Here is a 3,967-nt window from a genome sequence, read left to right as displayed (position 1 = left end):
CGATAGCACCACGTTTATGGCCAAGAGTAAAATTGCCCACTGAGCCATCCCGCCGACCCGACGATTGGCCATGGCCATCACATACGCGCCCGCAAGGCCAAACGATGCATAGGTGCCTCCCAGTAACGATCCGCCTAAGGCACGGTCCAATAATGCGCCTACGATGCCACTCACGAAGAATAACAGCAGATACTGCCACCAGGTAGTTAGTCCTTCCAGTTGAGATCCAATGATCCATAAGAAGACTCCGGCAAAAATCAGTCCTAAAATCCCTCCAGGAAAAATCGCTGACAATAGAAGCGATAGGACAATACCTCCTTGCCCCACCAGAATCGGATCGATCAGACGGGGAAGGTATGTAACAATGATATAACTCAGCACCATTAGGGCAATTAAGATTTTGGTCATCAGCATGTCCCGGCTGAAATTCCCACCGCGCCTACGTCGATCACGCTGCAACATATGACGCCGCTGCGACTCCCAATACTGCCGTGCTTCGCGATCCATTTGCCTCACCTCTCAGAGCAAGTTACCCTCATTGTATGAAAAAAATCGCTACAAGACGACTCATCCCTCTCTTTACAAGAGACACTCCACAGGATAACATAAGTCGTTTTGGCAACGTTATCGACAAGTCTAGACGCTTCGAGGAGGAACACGTGAACGACTGGCACCGGGAAGATGCATTTGACGTCATTGTCATTGGTGGAGGACCATCGGGTCTCATGGCGGCCATCGCAGCTCAATTGCAGGGAGCACGAACGGTGCTGATAGAAAAGGGCGACAAACTGGGTCGTAAACTTGCCATCTCGGGAGGCGGTCGGTGTAATGTCACCAACGCCAAGCCGCTTGACCAACTGATGGAGAATATCCCCGGCAATGGCCGATTCCTCTATTCCGCCTTAACCCAATTTTCCAACGCCGACATTCGAGCTTATTTCGAATCGCTCGGAATTGCTCTCAAAGAAGAGGATCGTGGACGGGTCTTCCCGATCAGCGATAAGGCCGCAACCGTGGTTCAGGCGCTCGTGACTCACCTCAATACCTTAGGTGTCACGGTGTATAAAAACAGTGCAGTGGCAGCCCTCCTTACAGATGATCAGCAGATCACGGGCATTCGCCTCGCCAATCAGTCCCGCATCACGGCACGCGCCGTGGTCGTGGCTACTGGAGGTGCGAGTGTTCCTCAAACAGGCAGTACCGGTGATGCCTACCCCTGGGCGCGGAGCCTAGGACATACGATTATCGCACCATATCCCACCGAAGTACCTCTCACAAGTGAGGCCGCCTTCATTCATAATCGTGTCCTGCAAGGGCTCTCGTTTAGCCATGTGGTTGTGAACCTCCTCAATGGCAAGAGAAAACGCATAACTCATCAGGAGGGTGATATTCTCTTCAGCCACTTTGGCCTTACGGGACCTTGTGCTTTACGAGTGAGCCACTATGTCTCCACAGCCCTCCTGAAAAATCCCCAAGAAGATCTCTTAGCAACCATTGACTTCTTTCCCGACGTCGACGAGGCCACCCTGCGGCGACAATTTGAGCTAGCTCGTCAACGCGATGGTCGTAAGGAATTAAAAACCCGGGTCATGGACTGGGTTCCCGAGCGATTAGCACAATATATTTTAGATGATCTGCAAGTCGATGCCCATCAAGATATGGCCCAAACGGGTAACGGGACGTTAGATCAGATGACTCATTATCTCAAAGCATTCCCGGTTCCCATCTCTGGAACGCTACCTTTAGAAAAGGCAACCGTCACCGGAGGTGGAGTATCGGTAAAAGAAGTGTCGCCCACCACCATGGCATCAAAACTCTGCCGCGGGTTATATTTTTCAGGCGAAGTACTGGACGTCCACGCCCATACCGGAGGCTATAATATTACCGTGGCCTTCTCGACAGGACACCTGGCCGGATCATCGGCCGCTCAGTATTGCCTCGATAGTTAACGCGACGGTTCTCGCGTCACCGATCGCTATGCACGAAAGGATGCCGTGATGTGCAAACTTATCATGATCCAACGTTAGAATCGCTCTCATTAGCATTTCTCTTCCCCGAAAGCTATATCGGTCAACAACTACTTGCGGCCCATCACCCGGGACAATCGAGCTACATTTGGTCTCTTCACACAACGGAACGTTCTCTCATCGTAAGAACCAGTCGATTAGCGAATGCTGACAGTGACGACTTTAGCCAAGGCTCGCTGCGACTTTTTGATTCCAGTGTCCGCGAAGCCTCTCGTATGGTGGCTATTAACAATTGGTTTGCTTGCAACACCGACTGGTCGGTTCCACGCGTATACGGGGTCAGAGAACATGCTGACCGCACCTTTCTCCTCGTCGAAAAAATGCCTGGCACTCCATTAAGGCGGTTTGATGCTCTTGAACCCACCTCCCTTTTATGGTTTGGCACGGCAGTCGCTCAACTGCACCAACATCGGTATGCATATTTCGGTTCACATCACGTGCTCGAAGACCTTAAATCAGGCCATCCCAAAAGCCAATTTCTCTCGCGCCTCGTCGCAACCATCCAGTACCTCATCCAAACCTACCATTCCGAAGATTACGCGATTCGGAACAAACTTCCCGCACTTTTGACCGTTATGAGACAGCTTCCCGAGCCACGCTGGTTTAGTCCCATGATGCTGGACATGGATGCCTCGCAGTTTGTGGCCATCGATGGCGTGCTTCAAAGCTGCGTGGATACCGAATATTATGTGGTGGGGCCACCCGAACTTGAACTGGTTGGTCTTGAGTATCTTCTCTCTAAATCGGGCGCACAAACATTTCTTCGAGGCTATGAATCTGTGGCACCGATGCCCACACTCCGTCCGTACCGCGACATTTTTCGCCTGCTCTTGCGCTTGCTCTCATTTCAAGGGCCAATTCCTTGGGATGTGTGGATGAACGCCCCAATACGATTTGTACGCTAGCAGGAAACCCTCAATTGAAAAGCGAATAGCGCCATGGCAGCGATTGCAAGATCAAAAGGGGGTAGGTATGTATGTGGGTTATCGCACATCGTGGAGGCGGGGATCTTTTTCCTGAAAATACCTTAAAAGCGTTCCAGCAATCCGAATCTCTCGGCGTGGATATGGTAGAGTGCGACGTTCATGTCAGTCTCGATGGCCAACTTATGGTCATCCATGACGCTACGTTGGAGCGAACAGGCGGGAAGGCAGAGAAAGTCCAAGACCTGACCGCTGAGGAATTGGCGCACGTCGATGTAGGAGAAGGCCAAGGCGTTCCGACGTTACGTCAGTTATTGGATGCCATTCATATTCCCGTGGTTGTGGAGATTAAGACTCCGGACGTGGTTCAAGGTCTGATTCATCTCTTAAAGGAGAACCCTGCATTAACCCAACGCATCATTCCCATTAGTTTCTTTCACCAAGCCATTCTGTCTCTACAGGAGCACATTCCCGACCTTTACGGAGGCATTCTTCTCATGGGAGCGCCAGTGGACCTACCGCACATGGCACGCGCCGCCAATGTGCGGCTGGTCTCGCTATATTACGAATTAGTCACGGCCGAATTAGTGGATGCCATGCATCAAGAGGACATGCTCGTCAGTGTATGGACGCCCAACAGCAAAGAAGCTATTCAACACATGTTAAACATTGGTGTGGATGGGATCGCCTCAGACCGCCCGGATTGGGTGATTGCCTTGTCTAATGGTTCTGCACAATGAGTGACGAGGCTCCGTATTCCTCTTCGGAAATCAGCCGTCTTGGTATGGCTGGTATGGCACGAAACATCGGTTTTGGCGTCAACAAAGTGTTTTCCGCCGATCTTTTGAGCCGATTGACCCCTTCCCAGCCGCTCATCGGCCTCATTTTGGGTATGGAAGGGCTACTGGGGATCGTATTAAATCCGCTCACCGGATGGATTTCTGACCGATACACCACCCGCTGGGGACGACGGCGCATCTATCTCTTGATTTGTCTGCCGATGGCGGGGCTCTTATG

Annotated in this window: 5 protein-coding genes; 4 read left to right on the top strand and 1 reads right to left on the bottom strand. The window is 51.6% G+C overall.

Going from position 1 to position 3,967, the window contains the following annotated elements; all coding sequences use genetic code 11:
- Positions 1–507, bottom strand: a 507-nt coding sequence (locus ACOJWD_RS02055; RefSeq protein WP_486991561.1) for a rhomboid family intramembrane serine protease, incomplete at its 3' end; no start/stop codon positions are given.
- A 152-nt stretch (positions 508–659) separates the two neighbouring features.
- On the opposite strand from ACOJWD_RS02055, the gene ACOJWD_RS02050 reads away from it, so the two are divergent.
- The 4 genes from ACOJWD_RS02050 to ACOJWD_RS02035 all read left to right on the top strand — a co-directional run.
- Positions 660–1,949, top strand: a complete 1,290-nt coding sequence (locus tag ACOJWD_RS02050) for a BaiN/RdsA family NAD(P)/FAD-dependent oxidoreductase (RefSeq protein ID WP_486991560.1) — start codon at positions 660–662, stop codon at positions 1,947–1,949.
- 50 nt (positions 1,950–1,999) lie between these two features.
- Positions 2,000–2,932 (top strand): phosphotransferase, encoded by a 933-nt coding sequence (locus ACOJWD_RS02045; protein ID WP_486991559.1) that lies wholly within the window; start codon positions 2,000–2,002, stop codon positions 2,930–2,932.
- 71 nt (positions 2,933–3,003) lie between these two features.
- Complete coding sequence (locus ACOJWD_RS02040; RefSeq protein WP_486991558.1) at positions 3,004–3,690, top strand: glycerophosphodiester phosphodiesterase; 687 nt, start codon at positions 3,004–3,006, stop codon at positions 3,688–3,690.
- The coding region (locus tag ACOJWD_RS02035) for an MFS transporter (RefSeq protein ID WP_486991557.1) at positions 3,687–3,967 on the top strand (281 nt) is incomplete at its 3' end. The genes ACOJWD_RS02040 and ACOJWD_RS02035, both read left to right, overlap by 4 nt.

The sequence above is a fragment of the Sulfobacillus sp. TH-112 genome, from assembly GCF_057473405.1.
The sequence above is the reverse complement of the archived record's forward strand: the minus strand, read 5'-3'. Positions and strand labels throughout refer to the sequence as shown.

What these genes read in the sequence shown, in the direction of transcription:
- ACOJWD_RS02040 (WP_486991558.1), top strand. Translation starts at nt 3,004, where the DNA reads ATGTGGGTTATCGCACATCGTGGAGGCGGGGATCTTTTTCCTGAAAAT.